Consider the following 20,821-nt stretch of genomic DNA (forward strand, 5'->3'; position numbering starts at 1 on the left):
GATCATGAGCGCCGCGAAGGCGTCACAGGATATGAGGAGCTGGGCGCTCACTTCTTCTTGCCGAAACCGGAGAGGCCGGGGGGCAGGGCACCGCCGCCGAGACCGGGCAGGCCGCCGGGCATGCCACCCTTGCCGCCGAGGGCCTTGGCGGCCTGTTCCAGCTGCTTGGGGTCCATCTGCGAGGGGTCCATGCCTTCGGGCATGCCGCCCTTGCCCATCATCTGCTTCATGGCCTGTTTCATCATGCCGCCTTTGCCCATCTTGCCCATCTTCTTCATCATGTCCGCCATCTGGCGGTGCATCTTCAGAAGCTTGTTGAGGTCGCTGACCTCCTGGCCGGCACCGGCGGCGATGCGCTTCTTGCGCGAGGCCTGCAGCAGCTGCGGGTTGGCACGTTCCTTCTTGGTCATCGACTGGATCAGGGCGATCTGGCGGGTCAGCACCTTGTCGTCCATGCCGGCGGCCTGGGCCTGCTTGGCCATCTTGCCCATGCCCGGCATCATCCCCATGATGCCCTCCATGCCCCCCATCTTGAGCATCTGCTCAAGCTGCATGCGCATGTCGTTCATGTTGAACTGGCCCTTGGTGAAACGCTTCATCATGCGTTCGGCCTGTTCGGCCTCCAGCACTTCCTGCGCCTTCTCCACCAGGGCGACGATATCGCCCATGCCGAGGATGCGGCCGGCGATCCGGTCGGGCTCGAAGGTTTCGAGCGCTTCCATCTTCTCGCCCAGGCCGACGAACTTGATCGGCTTGCCGGTCACGGCCCGCATCGAGAGCGCCGCACCGCCGCGCCCGTCGCCGTCCATACGGGTCAGGCAGACGCCGGTGATGCCGATGCGCTCGTCGAAGTTCTGCGCGGTGTGCACCGCGTCCTGGCCGGTCAGGCCATCGACCACCAGCAGCGTCTCGCGCGGGTTGGCCACGTCGCGGACCGCTTCCACCTGGGCCATCAGCTCTTCGTCGATCGAAAGACGGCCGGCGGTGTCCAGCATGTAGACGTCATAGCCGCCCAGGCCCGCCTGGGTCTTGGCGCGCTTGGCGATGGCCACGGGGTCCTCGCCCTTGACGATGGGCAGGGTGTCGACGCCGATCTGGGTGCCGAGGATGGCCAGCTGCTCCATCGCCGCGGGACGGTTCACGTCGAGCGAGGCCATCAGGACCTTCTTGCCCTCGCGCTCCTTCAGCCGCTTGGCCAGCTTGGCGGTGGTGGTGGTCTTGCCGCCGCCCTGCAGGCCGACCATCAGGATCGGCGCGGGCGGGTTGTCGATCTTCAGCGCACCGGGCTCGCCTTCACCGGCCAGCACCGCGATCAGCTCGTCATGGACGATCTTCACGACCTGCTGGCCCGGCGTCACCGACTTGGTGACCGCCGCGCCGGTGGCCTTCTTCTCGACCGCCTTGATGAAGTTGCGCGCCACGGGCAGCGAGACGTCGGCCTCGAGCAGCGCCACGCGGACCTCGCGCAGGGCGGTCTTGACGTCATCCTCGGAGAGGGCGCCAGCCTTGGTCAGTCGGTCGAAGACGCCGGAGAGGCGTTCGGATAGATTTTCAAACATGCCCCGGCCCTCCTGCGGCCTTCGTGAAGTGCGTTGCCCTCCACTTGGGTGGAGGAGGTGAAAAGCTCAACCACCGGGAGGGTGGTCAGATCGGTCTGTGGTCCCGAGGCCTGCGCCGGAAGCACAAAGGTCAAGCGCACCAGTGGGCGCAACGCGCTGACTGGTGGCGATCCCCGCATAAGGCGATGGGACCGGAATCATTATGGACTCCGGGTATTGGCGGCGCGTTTACGCCCGCCCGGTGAGCGAGTCAACCCGGACGGGCGCCGGCAGGGCAGGAGACACCCGGCCGGAACCGGGCGTGCTTGCGCCCGGCAGCACGGCGCGGGACGGGGAGACCCGGCCGGCTATTGTCACACGGGGGTCGCGTGACGCGGCTCTGCGGGAGCGGCGACGGGGAAGCCCATGCCGCGCAGCATCGCCATGTTGACGTTGTAGGCGGCAAGCCAGAAGGCCGTGCCGGCCATGCAGGTGTAGATGGTGGCCTGCGCCGGGGTCATGCTCAGGGCAAGATCCGGCAGGAATACCGTTGGATACGTGGTCATCTCACTACCCTCTCTGGGGCCCCTCCCGAGGGCGGCCAAGCCTTGCAGCCGGACCCGGTGGCGACGCCCCGATACTGCGGCCGGAGCCGAAATGGCCCGGTCCGCGATGAGGGAAGTATAGCAGAAGACCCCTGAAACGCCTTGCGCCATGTCAAATGCGCCGGATTTGCCCGGTGGCGGAGGGTGCGTCAGAGCGGGGAGGGCCGCTCTCTGCGCATTCCCTGTTGCAAATGCGCACGAAAGCCGCTCTGATTGCCAGGTCGCGTTAGTCTGCGCACAACTTCTGGCAGGACACACATGGATAATTGGGACGAGATCCGCACGGCCTATCAGGTGGCCCGACTGGGCACCGTATCCGGCGCCGCAGAGGTGCTGGGCGTGCACCATGCCACCGTCATCCGTCATATCGACGCGCTTGAGAAGCGCATGGGCGTGAAGCTGTTCCAGCGCCATACCCGAGGCTACACGGCGACCGAGGCCGGTCAGGACCTGCTGCGCGTGGCCCAGGCCACGGACGATCAGTTCAGCCAGCTTTCGGCCCGGATCAAGGGGCGCGGCAACGAGGTCTCGGGCGAGCTGGTGGTCACCACCATCGGCGGGCTGAGCCAGTTGCTGGTGCCGATCCTCGCCGGTTTCCAGGCCGAATACCCGGATGTGCAGCTGCGCTACCTGACCTCCATGCGGCTCTTCCGGCTGGAATACGGCGAGGCCCATGTGGCGATCCGCGCCGGTTCGCCGCCGCAGCAGCCCGACAACGTGGTGCAGCCCTTCCTGACCCTGAGAAGCGCCATCTACGGCAGCAAGGATTACGTCGAGCGCCACGGCATGCCGAAGATCCCCGAGCGCATGGCCGGGCATCGATTCGTCGGCCTCGACGACGTGAACAGCCGTGCCCCCTGGGCGCAGTGGATGCGAGAGACCGTGCCCGCCCACCAGGTGGTCTTCCGCTCGGGCGACACGCGGGCGGTGCGCCAGGCGGTGCTTTCGGGCGTCGGCATGGGCTTCCTTGGCACCTATGAATGCACCCAGGACAACAACCTGGTCGAGGTGCATCCGCCGCTGCCCGAATGGGAAAGCCGGCTCTGGCTGGTGACCCATATGGATCTGCACCGCACGACCAAGGTGCAGGCCTTCCTGCGCTATCTCAAGGACCATACCGAGCACCTGCGCGAGGAAGTCGAGTGACAGCACTATCCCTGCGTGAGAACGCGGCGGAGGTTCGGAAGGGGCATCTGGCGATGCTGGCCTTCTCGGGCCTTGTCGCGGGAAGCTTCCCCCTTGGCTCCATGGCCTCCCAGCATGTCGATCCGGCGGCGCTCACGGCGCTGCGGCTGCTGCTGGCGGCGGTGGCGGTCGGCTCCATCGCGCTGATGCGCACGGGCATGAGTGCGGCGCAGTTCCGCGCGCCCTGGCGCTACCTGCTGCTCGGGGGGCTTTTCGGGGCCTACTTCGTGCTGATGTTCGAGGGGCTGAAGACCACGCGGCCGGTGTCCAGCGCCGCCATGTTCACCCTGGTGCCGCTGATGTCGGCGGGCTTCGGCTGGCTGCTGCTGCGCCAGATCACCACGGCGCGGATCGCGCTGGCGCTGAGCATCGGCGCAGCGGGGGCGCTCTGGGTGGTCTTCGATGGCGACCCGCAGGCTCTTCTGGCCTTCGAGATCGGCCCCGGAGAAAAGATCTACTTCTTCGGCTGCGTCGCCCATGCCATCTACACCCCGCTGGTGCCGCGCCTGAACCGCGGCGAGCCGACGCTCGTCTTCACCTTCGGCACGCTGCTGGCGGGCGCGCTGGTGGTCGGCGCCTGGGCCCTGCCCGAGATCCTCTCGACCCAGTGGCTGACCCTGCCCGCCATCGTCTGGATCACGCTGGTCTATGTTGCCATCATCGCCTCGGCGGTGACCGGCGTGCTGCTGCAGTTCGCCTCGATGCGCCTGCCGGCAGCCAAGGTCATGGCCTATACCTACCTGACGCCCTCCTGGGTGATCCTGTGGCAGGCGGCCCTGGGCCGTGGCCTGCCGCCGGCGATCATCTTCGGTGGGGTGGCGCTGACCGTGGTGGCGCTGCTGCTGCTGCTGAAGGAATAGCAGCGCGCTATTCTTCCTCGTCGTCCGAGCCGTCGTCCTCGGGGTCCGAAAGCCCAGGGTCCGACAGCTCTGACGCAAGGAAGCGCTCGAAGGCGTCGAGGTTCACCGCCTCGAACTGACCGAAGCCCTGCATCCAGATCGAGGCCTCGCGCAGGGCGTCGGGTTCCAGCTTGCACCACTTCACCCGGCCGCGCTTCTCCTGGGTGATCAGACCGGCATTGGCCAGGATCACGAGGTGCTTGGAGACGGCGGCCAGCGACATCTCGAAGGGTTCGGCCACATCGGTGACCGCCATGTCATCTTCCAGCAGCATCGACAGGATGGCCCGACGGGTCGGGTCCGAAAGAGCTGCAAAGACCATATCGAGAGAAGGCGCCATGGCCCCGGATAGGCGGGCAGGGGGAGGGTGGTCAACGCAAAAGCTCAACCGGGGTGTTGAATGTCGGGCGCTGTGCAAGGGGCCGAAATGGCGCGAAAAACCCGGCTGGCGGCAAGCTTAACCGAAAGGTTGAGAATGCCTTTTGCGGCCCTGAGGCGCCTCATGTCGGCGAAACCCCTTGAAACATCACCTATCTGACAGGGGTAAATTCGCCTGTTAACAATGGCTTGGGTCGGCCACGGCTGCGCATTCACGAAGCGTTGACTCGGGCCCCCTGCACCCTTAGCAAAGCGCTAACCAACGCGGGATCTCTCTGCCATGCCCGACACCGACCACCGCAGCAAACTGGCCGCTCTCGAGGCCCGGATCGCCGCGGCCAAGGCGGGTGGCACGAAGCAGGGGCACGCGCATGGACAGGAACATTACTCCGCCGCGCAAGTCGGTTGGAGGATGGTGACGGAGCTGGTGGCGGGACTGCTGCTGGGTTTCGGGATCGGGTTCGGGCTGGATTGGCTTTTCGGTATCCAGCCGGTGATGATGATCCTCTTCACCCTCCTCGGCTTCGTGGCCGGAGTTAAGACGATGCTCCGCTCCGCTCAGGAGCTGCAGGAAAAACCATCCGGCCCAGGTGCCGGGGACGATGACGAGGGATAAGCATGGCGACTGAAGCGCACGGTGCAGAAGAAGGTTCCAGCCTGGTCTTCCATCCGATGGACCAGTTCATCGTGAAGCCGCTCTTCGGTGGGACCGAGGTGCATTGGTACACGATCACCAACGTGACCCTGTGGATGGCGCTGACGATCGTCGCCGTCCTGGCCCTGATGGTGCTGGGCACCTCGGGCAAGAAGCAGGTTCCCTCGCGTGGTCAGTCGATGGCGGAAATGGCCTACGGCTTCGTCTACAAGATGGTGGAAGACGTGTCCGGCAAGGACGGTCTGCGTTACTTCCCCTACATCTTCACGCTTTTCATGTTCATCGTCTTCGCCAACGTGCTTGGCCTGCTGCCGATGTCCTTCACCACGACCTCGCATTTCGCGGTCACCGTGGTGCTGGCGCTGGCGGTGTTCCTGGGCGTGACCATCCTGGGCTTCGTGCTTCACGGCACCCACTTCCTCGGCCTGTTCTGGGTCAGCTCGGCCCCCGGCCCGCTGCGTCCCGTCCTGGCCGTGATCGAGATCATTTCCTACTTCGTGCGCCCCGTCAGCCATTCCATTCGTCTGGCCGGCAACGTCATGGCAGGCCACGCGGTGATCAAGGTCTTCGCAGGTTTCGCAGCGATCGCGGCGGTCTCGCCGGTGTCGATCCTGGCCATCGTCGGCATGTACGGTCTTGAGGTCCTGGTGGCCTTCATCCAGGCCTACGTGTTCACGATCCTGACCTGCGTCTACCTGAAAGACGCGCTGCATCCGGCGCACTGAGTTTCGAATACCCGCGGGGTGGGATCCTCCTCCTCGCGGACCCTATCCAGCCAATTCCAACGTAAGGAGAAAACGAGATGGAAGGCGATATCGCAGAACTGGGCAAGTACATCGGTGTTGGTCTGACCGCCATCGGCATGGGCGGCGCAGCCATGGGTGTGGGCAACGTGGCAGGCAACTTCCTGTCCGGCGCGCTCCGCAACCCCTCCGCAGCAGCCAGCCAGACCGCCACGCTGTTCATCGGCATGGCCTTCGCAGAAGCCCTGGGGATCTTCTCGTTCCTCGTCGCTCTGCTGCTGATGTTCGCCGTCTAAGACTGCCGGAACAGATCCTTACGCGCGGGTGGGTCCTTTTGGGCTCACCCGTGGTAACTTGACTACAGATCCAGTTCCCGGGAGTTCGCAGAGATGGCGACCGAAACGCACGACGCCGTGGAAGGCGCTGCCCACGCAGCGGAATCCGCAGGCATGCCGCAGCTCGATTTCTCGACCTGGGGCAACCAGATTTTCTGGCTGATCGTCACGCTCGTCGTGATCTACCTGATCCTTTCCAAGATCGCGCTGCCCCGTGTGGGCGCGGTTCTGGCCGACCGGGCGGGAACGATTGCCAATAACATCGCCGCAGCGGATGAGCTGAAGCAGAAGGCCAAGGACGCGGAAGCGGCCTACGACAAGGCCCTCGCCGATGCCCGCGCCGAAGCTTCCTCGATCGTCGAGGCCACCCGTGCCGAGAACGCCGAGAAGCTGAAAGCCGCCACCGCAGAGGCCGATGCCAAGATCGCGGCCAAGACTGCCGAAGGCGAAGCGGCGATTGCCGAAATTCGCGCCGGCGCTGCTGTCGCGGCCGAAACCGTCGCCCGCGAGGCCGCAGCCGAGATCGTCTCGGCCATGGGCTTCAAGGCATCCGACGAAGAGATCGCCGCAGGCGTCTCGTCGCGGCTGAAAGGATGAGGACCATGAAGAAACTCGCCCTGACCGCCGCTGCGCTGGCCCTGACCGCAAGCCCCGCCTTCGCGGCCTCCGGTCCCTTCTTCTCGCTCGGCAACACCGATTTCATCGTGCTGATCGCCTTCATCGCCTTCATCGCGGTGCTGGTGTACTTCAAGGTCCCCGGCCTGATCGGCGGTCTGCTGGACAAGCGGGCCGACGGCATCAAGTCGGAGCTCGAGGAAGCCCGCGCGCTGCATGAAGATGCCAAGGACCTGCTGGCCTCCTTCGAGCGCAAGCAGAAGGAAGTGCAGGACCAGGCGGACCGGATCGTCGCCACGGCGAAATCCGAAGCCGCTGCCGCAGCAGAGCAGGCCGACGCGGAGCTGGAGAAGTCCATCGCCCGCCGCCTGGCCGCCGCAGAAGAGCAGATCGCTTCCGCAGAGGCTTCGGCCGTCAAGGAAGTGCGCGACACCGCCGTGACCACCGCGATTGCAGTGGCCCGCGAGGTGATCGCCAAGCAGATGACCGACAGCCAGTCCGCCGCCCTGGTGGACAGCGCGATCGAGGACGTGAAGACCCGTCTCAACTGAGACCCGCTTCACGGCTGATTATCTGAGACCCCCGGCCCTGCGCCGGGGGTTTCGCTTTTGGAGAGGTGCAATCCGGCTGGGCGATTGCGGCGCAGGTGATATCAGCCGCCGGGTCCTTAGCTCCGCGCCAGTCGCATCTGGGCGATTTCTTCCCGCCGTGCCCGATCCAGGTGGCCCTTGTAGGCCTCGCGCACGTAATCCAGATGCGCCTCGACCGCCTGCCGTGCGGCCTCCGGGTCGCGCGCCTGCAGGGCGGTGTTGATCGCCCGGTGCTGTGCCAGCAGCCGTTCCGAGGTGCCCGGACCGTCGAACATGATGTCCCGATTGTAGAAGACACCCGAGCGCAGCAGGTCCAGCATCGAGCGCATCATGTGCAGCAGCACGATATTGTGGCTGGCCTCGAGGATCGCCAGGTGGAACTCGGCATCCAGCCGCGCCTCCTCGGCGGGATCTGCGCGGTCCTTGGCCTGCTCCATGCGGTTAAAGCAGCGATCGACCAGCGCCAGGTCCGCCGCCAGCCCGTCCCGCGCCGCGCGCTCCGCCGCCTGGCCCTCGAGGTCGCGCCGGAAGGAGAGGTAGTCGAAGACCGCTTCCTCGTGACGCTGAAACAGCGCCACCAGCGCCGGAGAGAAGGCCGCGCCCAGCACATCGGCCACGTAGACGCCCGAGCCCGCCCGGCTTTGCAGCAGCCCCCGCGCCTGCAGGTCGGCCAGCGCTTCGCGCAGCGAGGGGCGAGAGACCTCCATCCGCTCGGCCAGCTCACGCTCGGCGGGCAGGCGTTCGCCGGGGCGCAGCAGGCCGCGCAGGATCAGCAGCTCGATCTGGCGGACCACCGCGTCGGCGCGCTTCTCTGAGGGGATCGGCTGGAAAGGCATCTTGGCTCCGTCTTGGATTGGTCAGAAATTATGACCGCGTGAGCCGCGACGCAAGGGCGCTGCGCATAGGAGACGATTAACCCTGCTGCGCCAAGACTGGGCCATGCGCCTGCTCCTGCCTCTTGCCCTGCCTCTCCTGCTGCTGCTCACCGCCTGCGGCCAGCCCGACCCCTACTTCAGGGAGAGCGCCGTGACCCGTGTCGAGGTGCAGGGCGACATCTTCGACGTGCGCCTGCGCGGCCGCCTGGCCGAGGCGGTCCGCCGCAACCCGCGCTATGCGCCGCGCCTCGGGCCGGTCGGGCCCCGTGCGGCAAATGCCATGCAGGCGGTCTCGGGCTGCCGGGTGGCCGAGATCCGTGGCGATGCCGCCATGGTGCTGGGCCTGCTCGATTGCGGCGCCGGCAGCAGCGCCGGCGACCGCCGCAAACGCGCCCCCGCCAGCTGCGAGATCGTCGAACGCTGGCGGCTCCTGGGGGGCCAGGAAGAGGGGCTTTTGCTGGACTGCCTGCGGATCTGAGGCCTCAGGCCCCGGTCACCGCCTTCTCGAAGGTCAGGCTGGTCGGGCGGTCATAGCCCGCATGGGCGGTCCGGGCGATCTCGACAAAGCCAAGGCGCTGGAAGGTGGCGTGGTTCTCGGTGAGTTCGACGCGAGTCTGCAACCGCAGGCAGGGCAGACCAAGCGCCCGCGCCCGCGCCTCGGCATGGACCACCATGCGCCGGGCCATCCCCCGCCCCCGCGCCGCATCCGCGACGGCGAGCTTGCCAAGGTAGAGATGATCGGCCTTCGGCGTCAGCAACATGCAGGCCAGCGGCGCGGCGACGGGCGGCAGGACCCAAAGCTCCTGCGCAGCCGCTTCCCGTGCCAGCGCCTCGGGCGGCAGACGCCCCAGGGACGAGGGCGGGTCGATCCGCCCCTCCATGTAGGCGAAGGCGCGCGTCAGCAGCGCATGGGTCGGCAGGATGTCCTGCTCCGGACCAAGGCGTATCGGCGTCATGGTCTGCACACCCGCTCTCGGCCAGGGCCTTCCGCCCGGCAGGCCGGGCGCAAGACCGCAACCGGCGCTGGTCCTTTCCCCATCCGACGGCCAGCAATACTGCGGGGGAGACAGGCGCAGCCTGGCGGGGGCAGAGCCCCCCTGACCGCCTTGACCGGGGCGCGGGGCCAGCCCGTTTCCCAGACCATCTCAGGCCTCGGCCGTCACGAGGTCCTTGGTCATGAAGACCGACACCCCGTTGTCCTCATAATCCCCGAAGACGCCGCAGCGGGCAAAGCCATTGGCCTCGTAGAGCCGGCAGGCGGCGGCCAGCGCGTCTCCGGTCTCGAGCTTCAGCACCGAGAGCCCCTCGTCCCGTGCGGTGGCCTCGATATGGTGCAGAAGCGCCGTGCCCACGCCCTTGCCGCGCGCGGCCTCGCTGACGAAGAAGCTCTTGACCTCGCCATAGCCCGCCTTGATCTGCAGCGCCCCGCAGCCAAGGGCGAGATCCCCCTCGCGCGCCAGGAAGAAGCGGATGGAGGGCGCGCAGAGCGCCTCGTGGGACAGGAAGTTGTTCTCTTCCGGCTTGTAGAGCGTGCGCATCAGAAGCTGCGAAGCGTCAAGCAGGGCCGAGGCTTCGGGATCGAGCGGCGAGGCGGGGGAAATGGTCAGCGTCATGGGCATCCTGTCGTATTGGCCCTTGGGCCGTTGGATCGGCCATATCTCTGCGGGCCGCGCCGGGAAGGTCAAGGCCCCCCGGCCCCCTGACGCCACCGCATGGAAGGCCGTTTTCAGGCGAGGTTTCGCCATTTACCCACAGTATCTTGTGGAAAACCCAAGGTGCACTCCAAGATACTGCGTCGGCATTGTTGACTCAGGCCACGCTGCTTCGCACCATTCCTGTTCAATATGGAATCACTAAAGGCCAGCGCGAAGGACCGCTCCACTTGCATTTCTCACGCCTCAGACTGACCGGCTTCAAGAGCTTCGTCGATCCGACGGACCTGATGATCAACACCGGCCTGACCGGGGTTGTCGGGCCCAATGGCTGTGGCAAGTCGAACCTGCTGGAAGCGCTCCGCTGGGTCATGGGCGAGAACCGCCCGACCGCCATGCGCGGCGGTGGCATGGAGGACGTGATCTTCGCCGGTGCCGCCTCGCGCCCGGCGCGCAACTTCGCCGAAGTCACCCTGCATATCGACAACTCGGACCGGCTGGCGCCCGCGGGCTTCAACGACGAGGACCAGATCGAGATCGTTCGCCGCATCACCCGCGACGTGGGCTCGGCCTACAAGGCCAATGCCAAGGACGTGCGGGCGCGGGATGTGCAGATGCTCTTTGCCGATGCCTCGACCGGCGCGCATAGCCCGGCGCTGGTGCGGCAGGGCCAGATCTCGGAGCTGATCAACGCCAAGCCGAAGAACCGGCGCCGCATCCTGGAAGAGGCGGCGGGGATCTCGGGTCTCTACCAGCGCCGCCACGAGGCCGAGCTGAAGCTGAAGGGCGCCGAGCAGAACCTGACCCGCGTCGATGACGTGATCGAGCAGCTGGCCACCCAGCTGGCCTCGCTGGAACGCCAGGCCCGCCAGGCCGCCCGCTACCGTGCCATCGGCGCCGAGCTGCGCCAGGCCGAGGGCATGCTGCTGTATCGTCGCTGGCGCGAGGCCGACGAGGCGCGCAACGCCGCGCTCGGGGCGTTCCGCGAAAGCTCGACCCTGGCCTCGCAGGCCGAACGCGCCGCCCGCACCGCTGCCGAGTCGCGCCAGCAGCTGGAAGACCAGCTGCCGCCGAAGCGCGAGGAAGAGGCCATCGCGGCGGCGGTCCTGCAACGCCTGACCGTGCAGCGCGACAGCCTGGGCGCCGAGAAAGAGCGCGCCATGCAGCAGATCCTGACCCTGAAGGCGAGGATCGAGCAGCTGGTGCGCGACCGCGAGCGTGAGGCCGGGCTGAACAAGGACGCCGGCGAGACCATCGAGCGTCTCGACTGGGAAGCGCGCGAGATCGCCAAGGCCCATGAAGGTCATGACGCCCGCCTCGCCGAGGCCGTGGAACTGGCAACCGAAGCCGCCTCGGTCCTCTCCGACCGCGAGGCCGACCTGGCCGAGCTGACCGAGGACGTGGCCCGTCTGGCAGCCCGCCACCAGTCGGCGCAGCGCCTGCTGGAAGACAGCCGCAAGAGCGCCGAACGCAGCGAGGCCGAGGCGCTGAAGGCCCGTGACGCCGTGGCCGAGGCGCGCGGTCGTACCGCCGCCGCCGACGAGGCCTTCGAGCAGGCGCAGGAGGGCGAAGAGATCGCCCGCGCGCGCGTCGAGGCCGCCGAGGAAACCCAGGCCGAGGCCGAGGCTGCCCGCGCCGAGGCCCAGTCGGACGAGGCCGATGCCCGCGCCGCCCGTTCCTCTGCCGAGGGCGAGGCGAAGGCGCTTCAGGCCGAGGTCTCGGCCCTGGCCCGGCTGGTGCAGCGCGATGCCTCGGAAGGGGCGCAGCTGCTGGACGACGTGCGCGTCGATCCCGGTTTCGAGAAGGCCCTGGGCGCGGCCCTGGCCGACGACCTGCGCGCGCCCGTGGTGGGCGGCGAAGAGGTCTCGGGCTGGGTCGACCTGCCCGGATATGACAGGGCGCAGGCGCTGCCCGCGGGCGTGGCGCCGCTGGCGGCCCATGTGCAGGTGCCGGGCGTGCTGGCCCGCCGGATGAGCCAGATCGGCGTGGTGGAGCCCTCGGAGGGCGCCGCGCTGCAATCCGCCCTGCAACCGGGTCAACGGCTGGTCAGCCGCGACGGCGACCTCTGGCGGTGGGATGGCTACCGTTCGGGCGCCGAGGATGCGCCCTCTGCCGCGGCGCTGCGGCTGGAACAGATGAACCGCCTCGACGCCCTGCGCGCCGATCTCGAAGCGGCCGAGGAGCGCGCCGAGGGCGCCCGAATGGCCCATGAGGACCTGGCCGAGGCGCTGTCGCGCGCCTCGGAGGCCGACAAGGCCGCCCGCCAGGCCCGTGCCGAGGCCGACCGCCAGCTGACCGAGGCCGCCCGTGCCCTGTCGCGCGCCGAGGCCGACCGCAGCCTGGCCGCCAGCCGCGCCGAGAGCCTGGCGCAATCGGTGGCCCGCCACGAGGAAGAGGCGCTGGAAGCCCGCGCCCGCCTGCGCGAGGCCGAGGCGGCCGTGGAGGATCTGGAAGATCTGGACGAGGCGCGTTCGGGCATCGAGCAGCTGCGCATGGCGGTCGAGGCCGCGCGCATGGCGATGATGTCGCGCCGTACCGCCCATGACGAGATCCGCCGCGAGGGCGATGCCCGCACCCGCCGCCGCCAGGAGGTGGCGAAGGAGGTCTCGGGCTGGCGGCATCGCCTGGAAAGCGCCGACAAGCGTATCGCCGAGCTGGACGAGCGCCGGGCCGAGGCCGAGGCGCAGCTGGAGGAGGCCCAGGCCGAGCCCGAAGAGCTGGAGATGCAGCGCGAGGAACTGACCGAGGCCATGGAAGAGGCCGAGGAACGCCGCGCCCGCGCCGCCGATGCCCTGGCCCTGGCCGAGGCCGCCCTGCGCGAAGCCGTGGCCGGCGAGCGCGACGCCGAACGGACCGCCTCGGAGGCCCGCGAGGGCCGCGCCCGCGCCGAGGCCCGCGCCGAAAGCGCCGCCGAGGCCGTCACCCAGGCCGCCGAGCGTATCGCCGAGGTGCTGGAACAGACGCCGAAGCAGCTGCTGGAAACGCTCGACATGGCGGTCGAGGACATGCCCGCCTCGGACCAGGTCGAGGCCGATGTGAACCGCCTGAAACGCCAGCGCGACAGCCTAGGCGCGGTCAACCTGCGCGCCGAGGAAGACGCCCAGGAGGTCCGCGAGGAACATGATACCCTGGTCGCCGAGAAGGCCGACCTGGAAGAGGCCATCCGCGCCCTGCGCAACGGGATCTCGGGTCTCAACCGCGAGGGCCGCGAGCGCCTGCTGACCGCCTTCGAGCAGGTGAACACCAATTTCTCGCTGCTCTTCCGTCACCTCTTCAACGGTGGCGAGGCCAACCTGGTGCTGGTGGAAAGCGACGATCCGCTGGACGCGGGCCTGGAAATCATGTGTCAGCCGCCGGGCAAGAAGCTCTCGACGCTGTCACTGCTCTCGGGCGGCGAGCAGACCCTGACGGCCATGGCGCTGATCTTCGCGGTCTTCCTGGCCAACCCGGCGCCGATCTGCGTGCTCGACGAGGTCGACGCGCCGCTCGACGATGCCAACGTGACCCGCTTCTGCGACATGCTGGACGAGATGTGCCGCCGCACCGATACCCGCTTCCTGATCATCACCCACCACGCGGTGACCATGGCCCGCATGGATCGCCTCTTCGGTGTGACGATGCAGGAACAGGGCGTCAGCCAGCTGGTCTCGGTCGATCTGAAGAAGGCCGAGCAGCTGGTCGCCTGACAGCACCCTGACGGCCCGTGCCTCCGGCGGGAGTATTTCCGGCCCGGTGATGGAACAAGGCGCTCCTATTCCCATCACCAGGCTGAAAATACTCCGGGGGAGTCTCCGGTACGGAGACGGGGGCAGCGCCCCCCAGGGCCTTTTCCCGGCTCCCCGCGGGGCGGGGAAAGGCCACCTTCTAGAGACGGTTCAGCAGCGCCGCCGTCGGCCAGCCATCCACGTCCATGCCCAGCTCGCCCTGCACCGCGCGCACCGCCGCGCGCGTACCGGCGCCGAGGATGCCGTCGATCTCGCCCACGTCGTGGCCCCGCGCGGCCAGCTTCTGTTGCAGCTGCTTCATCTGCGCCCCTTCCAGCCCCGGGGCCGGGTTGCCCGCGTCGAAGATCGGCGCGCCCTCCAGGCGGGTGGCGAAATAGGCCGCGGTCAGCACGTAGGTGAAGCTCTGGTTCCACTCGAAGAGCACCGAGAAATTCGGATAGGCCAGGAAGGCCGGGCCGCCCTTGCCCTGGGGCAGGATCAGCGAGGCGGGCTGATTGCCCTGCCAGCCGCCCGCACGGGGCGAGACGCCAAGCGCCTGCCAGTCGCGCGGGGCGAGCTGCGTGTCCAGCCCCGCCTTCGACCAATCCATCGAGGCGGGCAGCACGACCTCCTGCAGCCAGGGCTCATTGGGGCGCCAGCCAAGCGCGCGCAGCATCTTCGCGCCCGACATCAGCGCATCCGGAGCCGAGCTCTTCAGCCGCACGTGGCCGTCGCCATCGCCGTCGACGCCGTTCTCGATGATATCAGCGGGCAGCATCTGCACCTGGCCGATCTCTCCGGCCCAGGCGCCGGTGGTGGTGGCGGGATCGAAATCGCCGTGCTCGTAGAGCTCCAGCGCCGCGAAGACCTGCGGCCGGAAGAGCTCGGGGCGGCGGCAGTCATGGGCCAGGGTGACCAGCGCATTGGCGGTGTTGAAATCCCCCTGGTAGCCGCCGTAGTCGGTCTCGAAGGCCCAAAAGGCCAGAAGGATGCCCCGCGGCACCCCCATCTCGCTCTCGATCCGGTCGAAGACCTTCGCGTATTGCGCCTCCTTGGCGCGGCCATTGTCGATGCGGTTCTGCGAGATCAGCCGCCGCGCGAAGCTGGTGAAATCCAGCTGGAAGACCCCCTGCCGGCGATCCGCCGCGATGACGGCGGGATCCTGGCGGATGGGGGCAAAGAAGGCCGCGGCGGTGGCGGGGGAATGGCCCCGGCGGATGGCCTCGGATTTCATCTCATCGACAAAGGCGGGGAAACTGCCTCCGCAGCCCTGGGCAAGGACGGGCAGGGGGCTGACCAGAAGGCTGGTCAGCAAAAGCGCGTGGCGGATCATGGGGGCTCCCTTTTTCTCTCCTTGGGCAACCTAGCAGGAGACCGCCTTCGGGCAATGCCCGATCCGGGGGGCGGTGCTAAAGCAGGGAGAGCAGCAGGCAGACGGCAAGCAGCACGCCCCAGAGCCGCCACAGCCAGCTGCAGGCGGCCTCGATCCGGGCGGGGCCGGGATTGCGATTGCCGGCCGGGTGGACGAAGGGATAGTCGCGGATCTGCCCGTCGTAGCTGCGCGGCCCCGACAGCGCCACGTCCAGCGCGCGGGCCATGGCGGCCTCGGGCCAGCCGGCATTGGGCGAGCGGTGGCGGCGCGCCTCGGTTGTGATCGCCTGCCAGTCGGACAGCCGTCCCGAGAGCGCCGCCAGCACCAGCGCGGTCAGGCGGGCGGGGACCAGGTTCAGAAGGTCATCGAGACGGGCCGCGGCCCAGCCGAAGTCCTCGTGCCGGGGCGTGCGGTAGCCCACCATGGAATCGGCGGTGTTGACCAGCTTGTAGATCAGCATCCCCGGCAGGCCTGCGACGAGGAACCAGAAGGCCGGTGCCACCACCCCGTCCGAGGCATTCTCGGCGCCGCTCTCGATGGCGGCGCGGGACATGTCGGCGGGCTGCATCGAGCGCGTGTCACGGCTGACGATACGGGCCACGGCGCGGCGGCCCTCGCCGGGCGACATGCGCAGGCCAAGTGCCACGGCGCGCACGTGTTCCACCAGCGAACGCTGGGCCAGAAGCACGGCAGCCACCAGCACCTGAGGCAGCCAGCCGAAAAGTGAGATGAACCAGCCCAGCCCCCAGCCCAGCAGGACCAGCCCGGTCACCATGGCGACCCCCTTCAGGCGGCGGTCACGGCCCTCGTTGAGCCGTGCGTCGGCCAGGCCGATCAGCCGGCCCGCCAGCACGGCGGGATGGGGCAGGCGATCCCACAGCCAGCGCGGCTCGCCGAAGCAGGCGTCCAGGATCAGCGCCAGGGCCAGCATCAGGGCAGCGCTCATGACAGCGCCTCCTGCAGGCGGTCCCAGCCCTCGGGGCCCGGCATGCCGAGGCGGATGGCATGGCGCGACCAGGGGAAGATGCGGCTCCAGATGTGGTGGCGGGCCAGGTGCTCCTGCATGCGGGCGGCATCGGGCACCTCGTAGAGGCGGAAGAGCGACGTGCCGCCCGAAAGGTCGGCCCCGGCCCCGGTCATCAGCGCATCGAGCCGCGCGGCATCGGCTGCCAGCCGGGCGCGGGTCTCTTCGGCCCAGGCCAGGTCCGACAGCGCGGCAGTGCCGGCGATCAGCGCAGGCCCCGAGACCGCCCAGGGGCCCAGCATGTCCTCGAGCCGCTGCAGGGGCTTCTCGGCGCCGATGACGAACCCCAGGCGCAGCCCGGCCAGCCCCCAGAACTTGCCGAAGCTCTTCAGCACCAGCAGGTCGAAGCGCGGGCAGAGACCCACATGAGAGCGCTCGGGCGCCACGTCGCAGAAGCTCTCGTCGATGACGGTGAGGCCGCGGGGCGCGGGCGCGGGGTGGAAGGCGCCCGTGGGGTTGTTGGGATGCACCAGGACGCGGCCGCGCGCCGGGCCCGTCTCGCGGACCTGCCAGCGGTGGCGGTCGAAGGCGGCGGCGTGCTCGTTGTAGGTGGGTCCGGGGATCTCGACGCTGGCGGGGGGCGCCAGGCGGGGGATCTGGGCGATGGCGGCAGAGGCGCCGGGCACCGGCAGGATCGAGGCCTCTTCGGGTATGTTCCAGAACCGCCGCGCCGCCGCGATCAGCGCCTCGCGGGCGCCGGCGTCGGGCAGGGCGGTCCAGGCCTCGCCGGGAAGATCGGGCAGGGGGTAGGGCACCGGGTTGATGCCGGTCGAGAGGTCGAGCCAGTCTGCCCGCGTGCCGCCATGGCGGGCGCAGGCCGCGTCCAGGTTGCCGCCGTGGTCTCGGGCGATCACCTCGGAGCTCATTCGGGCACCCCGCCTTGGGTGCGCGGGCAGAGGGGGCGGCGGTCTGTCTTGGGCATCGGGCTCTCGTTCCTGCTGTCGCTGTCCTTTCACCACAGGCAGCGCGCTTTGCCAAATGGCAAAGCGCCGCCGGTCTTCACGCCGGTCCCGGCGGCGGAACGCCCATTCCCCCCCCGCAAACACAGGGGAGTCGCGGCGATGGTTAACAAGTTGGGAGCTTTGTTAACCGATTGTTAGCATGTGAAGCGGAGACTTCCGGCAGACGACATCGCCGGGCGGCTGATCTCAAGGGCCATGAACCGGCAAGGAGCAGCGCTTTGGGCAAGGTGGTTGAAATCGGGGGGCGATGCCCTCATCCACGCCAGGAGATTGCCGGTTGGACCGGCGATCATATCCGCGCGCTGATCGTCGAGAGCGAACCGAACCTGGGCTGGCTCTGGAAACGCCACCTCGACCGGATCGGCGCAGAGACCTGCCTGGCCCATGGCCAGGACGCGGCCATCGCCTACCTGCAATGCGTCAGCTTCGACGTGGTGGTGCTGGACCTGGTGCTGGACCATGGCTCTGCCCTGGCGGTGTCGGATTTCGCCAGCTACCGCCAGCCCGACGCCAAGGTGATCTTCGTCACCAACACCAATTTCTTCTCGGACGGCTCGATCTTCCGGCATGCCAGCAATGCCTGCGCCATGATGCACTCGGACGCGCCGGCCTCTGACCTGGCCGCGCTGGTCGAGCACTACGGCCGCGCCCCGAAGCCCGAGACCGAGGTGCCGGGCAGCCTGCTGGGCGGCAAGTAGGGGCCCACTTGCCGCCTGGGGCCTCAGCCCCGCCCGTGCGGTGCCAGCAGGTCGAGCTCTGCGGTGATCGGCACGATGCGGTGCGGATTGATGTTGTCGTGGCTGTAGTAATAGTGCCGCGTGATGTGGTCGAAGTTCACCGTGCCGGCGACGCCGGGCGTCTGGTAGAGCTCGCGCAGGTAGCCCCAGATGTTGGGGTAATCCACGATCCGCCGCAGGTTGCACTTGAAGTGGGTGTGATAGACCTTGTCGAAGCGGATCAGAGTGGTGAAGAGCCGCCAGTCGGCCTCGGTCAGCGTGTCGCCGGCGAGATAACGGTTCTCCGACAGGATCTCCTCGACCCAGTCCAGGGTCTCGAAGAGCGGCGCGACGGCCTGGTCATAGGCCTCCTGGGTGGTGGCGAAACCGGCCTTGTAGACACCGTTGTTCACGTTGTCATAGACCCGCGCGTTGATCTCGTCGATGCGGGGCAGCAGGGCCTCGGGGGCGTAATCGTCGGTATTGCCGGTGATCTCGTTGAATGCGCTGTTCATCATGCGGATGATCTCGGCGCTCTCGTTCGAGACGATCTTGCCGGTCTGCTTGTCGAAGAGCACGGGCACGGTGACCCGCGTGGTCACGTCGGGGGTGTCCTTGAGGTAGATGTCCCGCATGTAGCGCGAGCCGAAGAGCTTGTCGCCGGTGGCGCCGTCGAAGTCCTCGCGGAACTCCCAGCCGTCGGACAGCATGTCGGGATGCACCACCGAGACGTCGATATGCTCTTCCAGACCCTTCAGGGCGCGGAAGATCAGCGTCCGGTGTGCCCAGGGGCAGGCGAGAGAGACGTAGAGGTGGTAGCGGCCGCTTTCGGCCTTGAAGCCGTCAGAGCCGCTCGGCCCCGCGCTGCCATCGGCGGTCACCCAGTTGCGGAAGCTTGCGTCCTGGCGGACGAACTTCCCGCCGTTGCTTTCCGTGTCATACCATTTGTCGGCCCATTCGCCGTCGACGAGCAATCCCATGATGAAGTCCTTGTCTGTTGATGCCGGGTGCCTCCCGGAGTGTTAACCCTTAGCTAGCGGCCTCCGGGCCCATGGCAAACAGGCGAGGCCGCGCAGTTGGGGTGCATGATTGCACATTGGCGCCCGCAATGGCATGGCGTTGCGCGTCAGTCGCAGGTTTCCTCAGGGTTGATTTGGCTCTGTCCCCACTTGTGCAATTTGGTTAACCTCAATGAAACGAGTCCTGTCCCAGATTGCGCGGACCGGAGCAGATCGGAGCCTTGGGCCATCATGTCGACTTTTCTCCCGAAAGAGCTTGAAGAGGGGCTGCAGGAGGCCCGCAAGTATCGTGCGCGCAAGGCATCTCGCCTGCGGGTCGAGGCTGACGGCAAGAGCTTTCCCGTCCTGAAGCGTTGGGAAAACGGCTTTTCTGTCGACGCAGAGGTCGTTCCCCCCCTGCGCGGCAACGTCGAATTGTTCGAGGGCAGTCGATTCCTCTCCACCTGCCTGATCATCGCCTCGGCGGAAGAGGGTGGCCAGATGCGCTACGAGTACAAGCGCTCGACCCCCGCGCGGGATGCGGCTCCGCTGGACTTCCAGAAGGACGCCGATGCGCCCGTGGCCCTGCTGGGTCGCGCGACGGACTAGCCCCCGGCCCCTCTGCCCCTGCCTTTGCATGGCCCCTCTGGCCGTCCGCCCCGTGCCGTGCCCCTGATGGCGCGCGCTTGCTTCAAGGCAGAGCGCCGGGGGATGCGTGCAACCTGAGCAATAGGGAAAAGTTGTCAGTGTCAGTATTCTCGCGGATTTGACATGACGCCGACAGCTTTGCATTCTGCGCTGCAAGTGACGCCCTGTCAGGTGTCCGGTTGCGGCCCTGTTCGGATCGCGAGAAGGAAGGGGCGTCCTAGATCCCTCCCATGCCGGAAACCGTCCCGACAGACGCGCACTGTCAGGGAGGATTGACATGACATTTATCAAAACGGCTCTTCGGGGCCTGACCGCGACGGCTATGCTGGCCGCAACCACCTTCGCCGTTTCGGCGCAGGAGGTGACGCTGAAGATGCACTACTTCCTACCGCCTCAGGCCATCGTGCCCAAGGATGTGCTGGATGTCTGGGCCAAGAAGGTCGAGGCCGAGAGCGAAGGCCGCATCAAGATCCAGCAGTTCCCGGCGATGCAGCTTGGCGGGCGCCCGCCCGAGCTGGCCGACCAGGTGCTGGACGGCGTGGCCGACATCATCTGGACCCTGCCGGGCTATACCCCCGGTCGCTTCCCCTCGACCGAGGTCTTCGAGCTGCCCTTCATCGCCGCCGGTCCCGAGGCCACCTCGAAGGCGTTCTGGGAATTCACCGAGAACAACATGATGGACACCGAGTTCGCCGGCATCAAGCCGCTGGGTCTCTGGGTGCATGGCCCCGGCGTGATCCACTCGGAAGATCCGCTGGTCAGCCCTGACGACCTGAACGGCGTCAAGCTGCGCGCGCCGTCGCGGGTGACCAACATGTACTTCAGCCGTCTCGGCGCCACCGCCATCGGCATGCCGGTGCCCGCGGTGCCCGAAGCGCTGTCGAAGGGCGTGATCGACGCCACCGTCCTGCCCTGGGAAGTCACCACCTCGCTGAAGATCGCCGAGCTGGTCGACAACCACACCCAGTTCCCCGACGAGACGCTCTATGTCGCCACCATGTTCATGGGCATGAACCAGGGCGTCTATGACGACCTGCCCGATGACCTGAAGGCGGTGATCGATGCCAACTCCGGGCTCGAGTTCTCGGGCTTTGCCGGGGAAGTCATGGCCAAGGGCGACGTGATCGGTCACCAGATGGCGGTCGATGCGGGCAACAACATCATCTCCCTCACCCCCGAGCAGATCGCGCCGTGGAAAGCACCCGCGGCCGAGATCGAGGCGGAGTGGATCGAAGAGATGAACGGTCGTGGTCTTGATGGCGCTGCAATGGTCGAAGAGGCCAAGGCACTGATCGCCAAGTACGACGCGATGTAATCGCCTGTCTCA

The 20,821-nt window shown here is 67.6% G+C and carries 22 protein-coding genes; 12 read left to right on the forward strand and 10 right to left on the reverse strand.

The annotated features are described in order from the left end of the window. Positions 1–47 precede the first annotated feature (47 nt). Positions 48–1,559, reverse strand: a complete 1,512-nt coding sequence (gene ffh, locus CRO50_RS05210; protein ID WP_097144839.1) for a signal recognition particle protein — start codon at positions 1,557–1,559, stop codon at positions 48–50. Between the two features lie 353 nt (positions 1,560–1,912). After that, positions 1,913–2,104: a hypothetical protein gene (locus CRO50_RS19890; RefSeq protein WP_100128044.1), complete on the reverse strand. Its 192-nt coding sequence runs from the start codon at positions 2,102–2,104 to the stop codon at positions 1,913–1,915. A gap of 297 nt (positions 2,105–2,401) precedes the next feature. Here CRO50_RS19890 and CRO50_RS05215 point away from each other — a divergent pair, with 297 nt between their 5' ends. Together CRO50_RS05215 and CRO50_RS05220 are read left to right on the forward strand one after the other, a co-directional pair. After that, positions 2,402–3,289: a LysR family transcriptional regulator gene (locus tag CRO50_RS05215; RefSeq protein WP_097144840.1), complete on the forward strand. Its 888-nt coding sequence runs from the start codon at positions 2,402–2,404 to the stop codon at positions 3,287–3,289. Between the two features lie 53 nt (positions 3,290–3,342). After that, positions 3,343–4,188: a DMT family transporter gene (locus CRO50_RS05220; protein ID WP_097144841.1), complete on the forward strand. Its 846-nt coding sequence runs from the start codon at positions 3,343–3,345 to the stop codon at positions 4,186–4,188. 7 nt (positions 4,189–4,195) lie between these two features. Here the strand turns inward: CRO50_RS05220 and CRO50_RS05225 are convergent, their stop codons facing one another. After that, positions 4,196–4,567, reverse strand: coding sequence for an ArsR/SmtB family transcription factor (locus tag CRO50_RS05225; protein ID WP_097144842.1), 372 nt, complete (start codon positions 4,565–4,567; stop codon positions 4,196–4,198). A gap of 318 nt (positions 4,568–4,885) precedes the next feature. Between CRO50_RS05225 and CRO50_RS05230 the strand changes: the two genes are divergently transcribed. The 5 genes from CRO50_RS05230 (at position 4,886) to CRO50_RS05250 (ending at position 7,504) form a co-directional block, all read left to right on the forward strand. Continuing rightward, on the forward strand, positions 4,886–5,221 hold the full coding sequence (locus CRO50_RS05230; RefSeq protein WP_097144843.1) for an AtpZ/AtpI family protein: 336 nt from the start codon (positions 4,886–4,888) through the stop codon (positions 5,219–5,221). Positions 5,222–5,223: 2 nt separating this feature from the next. Then, positions 5,224–5,985 carry a F0F1 ATP synthase subunit A gene (locus tag CRO50_RS05235; RefSeq protein WP_097144844.1) on the forward strand — a complete coding sequence of 254 codons (762 nt, stop codon included), beginning with the start codon at positions 5,224–5,226 and terminating at the stop codon, positions 5,983–5,985. Between the two features lie 77 nt (positions 5,986–6,062). After that, positions 6,063–6,299 carry a F0F1 ATP synthase subunit C gene (locus tag CRO50_RS05240; protein ID WP_010142019.1) on the forward strand — a complete coding sequence of 79 codons (237 nt, stop codon included), beginning with the start codon at positions 6,063–6,065 and terminating at the stop codon, positions 6,297–6,299. Positions 6,300–6,392: 93 nt separating this feature from the next. Next, the gene (locus tag CRO50_RS05245; protein WP_097144845.1) at positions 6,393–6,935 is read left to right on the forward strand and encodes a F0F1 ATP synthase subunit B'; all 543 of its coding nucleotides are present in this window, start codon (positions 6,393–6,395) and stop codon (positions 6,933–6,935) included. Next, positions 6,932–7,504 carry a F0F1 ATP synthase subunit B gene (locus CRO50_RS05250; RefSeq protein ID WP_179747208.1) on the forward strand — a complete coding sequence of 191 codons (573 nt, stop codon included), beginning with the start codon at positions 6,932–6,934 and terminating at the stop codon, positions 7,502–7,504. The genes CRO50_RS05245 and CRO50_RS05250 overlap by 4 nt, the downstream gene beginning before the upstream one ends. 116 nt (positions 7,505–7,620) lie before the next feature. On the opposite strand, the gene CRO50_RS05255 is transcribed toward CRO50_RS05250, so the two are convergent. Then, positions 7,621–8,379 (reverse strand): FadR/GntR family transcriptional regulator, encoded by a 759-nt coding sequence (locus CRO50_RS05255; protein WP_097144847.1) that lies wholly within the window; start codon positions 8,377–8,379, stop codon positions 7,621–7,623. A gap of 103 nt (positions 8,380–8,482) precedes the next feature. Between CRO50_RS05255 and CRO50_RS05260 the strand changes: the two genes are divergently transcribed. Next, positions 8,483–8,896, forward strand: coding sequence for a hypothetical protein (locus tag CRO50_RS05260; protein ID WP_179747209.1), 414 nt, complete (start codon positions 8,483–8,485; stop codon positions 8,894–8,896). A 4-nt stretch (positions 8,897–8,900) separates the two neighbouring features. Here the strand turns inward: CRO50_RS05260 and CRO50_RS05265 are convergent, their stop codons facing one another. Further along, the gene (locus tag CRO50_RS05265) at positions 8,901–9,374 is read right to left on the reverse strand and encodes a GNAT family N-acetyltransferase (protein WP_097144848.1); all 474 of its coding nucleotides are present in this window, start codon (positions 9,372–9,374) and stop codon (positions 8,901–8,903) included. A gap of 189 nt (positions 9,375–9,563) precedes the next feature. After that, the gene (locus CRO50_RS05270; protein ID WP_097144849.1) at positions 9,564–10,031 is read right to left on the reverse strand and encodes a GNAT family N-acetyltransferase; all 468 of its coding nucleotides are present in this window, start codon (positions 10,029–10,031) and stop codon (positions 9,564–9,566) included. A gap of 269 nt (positions 10,032–10,300) precedes the next feature. On the opposite strand from CRO50_RS05270, the gene smc reads away from it, so the two are divergent. After that, complete coding sequence (gene smc, locus CRO50_RS05275) at positions 10,301–13,756, forward strand: chromosome segregation protein SMC (protein ID WP_097144850.1); 3,456 nt, start codon at positions 10,301–10,303, stop codon at positions 13,754–13,756. A gap of 178 nt (positions 13,757–13,934) precedes the next feature. On the opposite strand, the gene CRO50_RS05280 is transcribed toward smc, so the two are convergent. From CRO50_RS05280 to CRO50_RS05290, 3 genes are all read right to left on the reverse strand, one after another. Then, a complete protein-coding gene (locus CRO50_RS05280) occupies positions 13,935–15,107 on the reverse strand; it encodes a lytic murein transglycosylase (RefSeq protein ID WP_097144851.1) in 1,173 nt (390 codons plus the stop codon). 76 nt (positions 15,108–15,183) lie between these two features. Next, the gene (gene cbiB / locus CRO50_RS05285) at positions 15,184–16,092 is read right to left on the reverse strand and encodes an adenosylcobinamide-phosphate synthase CbiB (protein WP_097144852.1); all 909 of its coding nucleotides are present in this window, start codon (positions 16,090–16,092) and stop codon (positions 15,184–15,186) included. Then, on the reverse strand, positions 16,089–17,036 hold the full coding sequence (locus CRO50_RS05290; protein WP_179747210.1) for a threonine-phosphate decarboxylase: 948 nt from the start codon (positions 17,034–17,036) through the stop codon (positions 16,089–16,091). The genes cbiB and CRO50_RS05290 overlap by 4 nt, the downstream gene beginning before the upstream one ends. 323 nt (positions 17,037–17,359) lie before the next feature. Here CRO50_RS05290 and CRO50_RS05295 point away from each other — a divergent pair, with 323 nt between their 5' ends. Continuing rightward, positions 17,360–17,830 (forward strand): hypothetical protein, encoded by a 471-nt coding sequence (locus CRO50_RS05295; RefSeq protein WP_332835699.1) that lies wholly within the window; start codon positions 17,360–17,362, stop codon positions 17,828–17,830. A gap of 23 nt (positions 17,831–17,853) precedes the next feature. Here the strand turns inward: CRO50_RS05295 and CRO50_RS05300 are convergent, their stop codons facing one another. Continuing rightward, positions 17,854–18,828 carry a glutathione S-transferase family protein gene (locus CRO50_RS05300; protein ID WP_097144853.1) on the reverse strand — a complete coding sequence of 325 codons (975 nt, stop codon included), beginning with the start codon at positions 18,826–18,828 and terminating at the stop codon, positions 17,854–17,856. A 270-nt stretch (positions 18,829–19,098) separates the two neighbouring features. Here CRO50_RS05300 and CRO50_RS05305 point away from each other — a divergent pair, with 270 nt between their 5' ends. Both CRO50_RS05305 and CRO50_RS05310 read left to right on the forward strand, forming a co-directional pair. Beyond that, positions 19,099–19,455, forward strand: coding sequence for a hypothetical protein (locus CRO50_RS05305; RefSeq protein ID WP_097144854.1), 357 nt, complete (start codon positions 19,099–19,101; stop codon positions 19,453–19,455). Positions 19,456–19,771: 316 nt separating this feature from the next. Continuing rightward, the gene (locus CRO50_RS05310) at positions 19,772–20,809 is read left to right on the forward strand and encodes a TRAP transporter substrate-binding protein (RefSeq protein WP_097144855.1); all 1,038 of its coding nucleotides are present in this window, start codon (positions 19,772–19,774) and stop codon (positions 20,807–20,809) included. The last annotated feature ends 12 nt before the right edge of the window (positions 20,810–20,821 follow it).

The organism is Pseudooceanicola antarcticus (assembly GCF_900215355.1).
Classification (GTDB): domain Bacteria; phylum Pseudomonadota; class Alphaproteobacteria; order Rhodobacterales; family Rhodobacteraceae; genus Pseudooceanicola; species Pseudooceanicola antarcticus.